Genomic DNA, 3,188 nt, shown 5'->3' with positions numbered 1-3,188 from the left:
AGAGCCCGTATACAACGAGGAGAACGACCTCGCTCCCTGCGTCCGACGGCTGTACGCCCACCTGACCGGGACGTTCCCGTACCCCTTTCAGATCACGATCGCCGACAACGCCAGCACCGACGGCACCTTGGTCATCGCCCAGGCGTTGGAGAAGGAGCTCCCCGAGGTCGCCGCGATCCACCTCGAAGCCAAGGGCCGCGGCCGGGCACTGCGGGCGGCTTGGGGCATCTCGCCCGCACCGGTGCTCGCCTACATGGACGTCGACCTGTCGACCGGCCTCGCCGCGCTGCTGCCCCTGGTGGCCCCGCTCATCAGCGGCCACTCGGATCTCGCGATCGGCACCCGGCTCTCCCCCGCCTCCCGGGTCGTGCGGGGACCGCGCCGGGAGGTGATCTCCCGCTGCTACAACCTGATCCTCCGCAGGACACTGGCGGCCCGGTTCTCCGACGCGCAGTGCGGCTTCAAGGCGATCCGCGCCGACGCCGCGGCAGGCCTGCTGCCCTTGGTGGAAGACAGCGGCTGGTTCTTCGACACCGAGCTGCTCGTCCTGGCCGAACGGGCCGGAATGCGCATCCACGAGATCCCGGTCGACTGGATCGATGATCCGGACAGCCGCGTCGACGTGCTCGCCACGGCCATCGCTGACCTGAAGGGTGTGGTCCGCCTCTTGCGGGCGTTCGGCAGCGGAAAGCTACCGCTCGCCAGGCTGCACCAGGAGTTCGGCCGAGGCCCGCTCACCGCCGGCCACGCCGAGGAGGGCAAGGCCGTCGAGGTCCCGGGGGTACCGAAGGGACTCACCGGTCAGCTCCTGCGATTCGCCGCGATCGGGATCGCCAGCACGCTGTCCTATCTGGTGCTCTTCGTCCTGCTGCGGACAGTCACCGGGGCGCAGGTCGCGAACCTGCTGTCGCTGCTTCTCACGGCGGTTGCGAACACCCCGGCGAACCGGCGGCTGACCTTCGGTCTCACCGGTCCGGAGCGCGCCGGTCGCCACCATCTGCAGGGCCTGGTGGTGTTCGCCGTCGGCCTCGGCCTGACCAGCGGTTCGCTCGCGCTCCTGCACGCGGCGAGCACGAACCCCGGCCGCGGCATTGAACTCTCCGTGCTGGTGCTGGCGCACCTGGCCTCCACGGTCATCCGGTTCCTTCTACTGCGCGCCTGGGTCTTCCGCCCGGGCCGGGAGGCGGGGGACGTGGCCGGGACGCTCCCGGCCACGACACCCCCGCGGAGGCAGAACCCGACCGGCGTAATCAGGAACGCAGCGTAATCAGGAACGCAGAATAAGCAGCAGGTCACCGACCTCGACGGAGTCGCCGCTGGAGCGGACGAGCTCCACGACGGTCCCGCCCACCGGGCTGGTCACCGCGGCCTCCATCTTCATCGCCTCCACCACCGCCAGCCGCTGGCCCTTCGTCACCGTGTCGCCCACCGCGACGCTGAACGTGACGATGCCGGGCAGCCCGGCGCCCACCTGGTTCGGATCGGCGGGGTCCGCCCGACGGGCCACCGTGGTGGTGGCCGTGATGGACGCGTCCCGGACCCGCACCGGCCGGGGCTGGCCGTTGACCCGCAGGTACAGGGTGCGCATCGCGGAGTCGTCCGGTTTGGAGAGCGTCTCCAGCTCCACGATGATCTCCACCCCGGGCTCCAAGGTGACGGTGAGCGGAACGCCGGGCCGCAGCCCGTACAAAAAGCCGTCGGTCGGGACCACGGAGGAGTCCCCGTAGGCGTCCACCGCCCGCAGGTAGTCCTTCCACGGGCCGGGGAAGAGCAGCCTGGACAGGGCCGCCCGCCGCCGGGTCCCCGGGAAAGAGAGCTCGGCGGCGTCCGCCGCGTCGAGGTCGACGGACGGCGGCGCCGGGCGGCGCCCGGCCAGCGCCCGTTCCCGGAACGGTTCGGCGAAGCCGGCCGGCGGCGTGCCGAGTTCACCTGCGAGGTAGCCGAGCACGCTGGCCGGCAGGTCGAACTCCTCGGGATGCGCACGCAACCGGTCCACGTCGACGGATCCGCCGGCGATGAACAGCGCCAGGTCACCGACGACCTTGCTGGTCGGCGTCACCTTGATCGGCTTGCCGAGCAGCTCGTTGGCGATCGCGTAGCACTCGGTGACCTCGGCCCACCGGTCCCCCAGCCCCAGCGCGATCGCCTGCTGACGCAGGTTCGTCAGCTGGCCGCCGGGAATCTCGTGCCGGTACACGGCCCCGGTCGGGGCCCGCAGCCCCGCCTCGAACGGGGCGTAGAGGTCGCGCACGGCCTCCCAGTACGGCTCCATCGCGGACAGCGCGGGCAGCGCGATGCCGGTCGCCCGGGGAGTGTGGTCGGTCGCCGCCACCAACGCGGACATGTTGACCTGGCTGGTGCCGCCGGACATCGGCGCGGCGGCGGCGTCCACCGCGTCCACCCCGGCCGCGGACGCCGCGAGCAGGGTGGCGAGCTGGCCGCCCGCGGTGTCGTGGGTGTGCAGGTGGACGGGCCGGTCGAAACGCTCCCGCAGGGCCGTCACCAGCGTGGCCGCCGCCGCCGGGCGCAGCAGTCCCGCCATGTCCTTCACGGCGAGCACATGCACACCCGCCTCGACGAGCTGTTCGGCGAGGCGCAGGTAGTAGTCGAGGGTGTAGATCCGCTCCGCCGGATCGGAGAGGTCACCGGTGTAGCAGAGCGTCCCTTCGGCGATCGCCCCGGTACCGAGCACCGCCTCGATCGCCGGGCGCATCTGCTCGATGTCGTTCAGCGCGTCGAAGATCCGGAAGATGTCGACGCCGGTCGCCGCGGCCTCGGCGACGAACGCCCGGACGACGTCGTCCGGGTAGGGGGTGTACCCGACCGCGTTGCGCCCCCGCAGCAGCATCTGCAGGCAGATGTTCGGTGCGGCCTGGCGCAGCGCAGCGAGCCGCTCCCACGGATCCTCCGCGAGAAAGCGCAGCGCGACGTCGTAGGTCGCCCCGCCCCAGGCCTCCAGGCTCAGCAGGTTCGGCGTCAGCGCGGCGTACGACGGGGCGGCCGCCAGGATGTCGAAGCTGCGCAGCCTCGTGGCCAGCAGCGACTGGTGGGCGTCACGCAAGGTGGTGTCGGTGACGGCCAGCGCCCCCTGGGCGCGCAGCCACGCCGCCCAGCCCGCCGGCCCGAGCTCCGTCAGCAGCTGCCGGGATCCCGCCGGCAGCTGCGTGCCGCCGGGCGCCGTGCCGCGG

At 72.2% G+C, this 3,188-nt stretch carries 2 protein-coding genes; one reads left to right on the top strand and one right to left on the bottom strand.

Features of this window, described 5'->3' with window-relative positions:
- Positions 1 to 1,267: bifunctional glycosyltransferase family 2/GtrA family protein (locus AC08OU_RS23920; protein ID WP_476605881.1), on the top strand; the 1,267-nt coding region annotated here is incomplete at its 5' end.
- On the opposite strand, the gene AC08OU_RS23915 is transcribed toward AC08OU_RS23920, so the two are convergent.
- Positions 1,268 to 3,188 (bottom strand): pyruvate carboxylase subunit B (locus tag AC08OU_RS23915; protein WP_476605880.1); only part of this gene is annotated, 1,921 nt, incomplete at its 5' end.

The sequence above is a fragment of the Frankia sp. CcMO1 genome (genome assembly GCF_977945845.1).
Note: the sequence above shows the minus strand (reverse complement) of the source record. Positions and strands in the feature narration are given on the sequence as shown.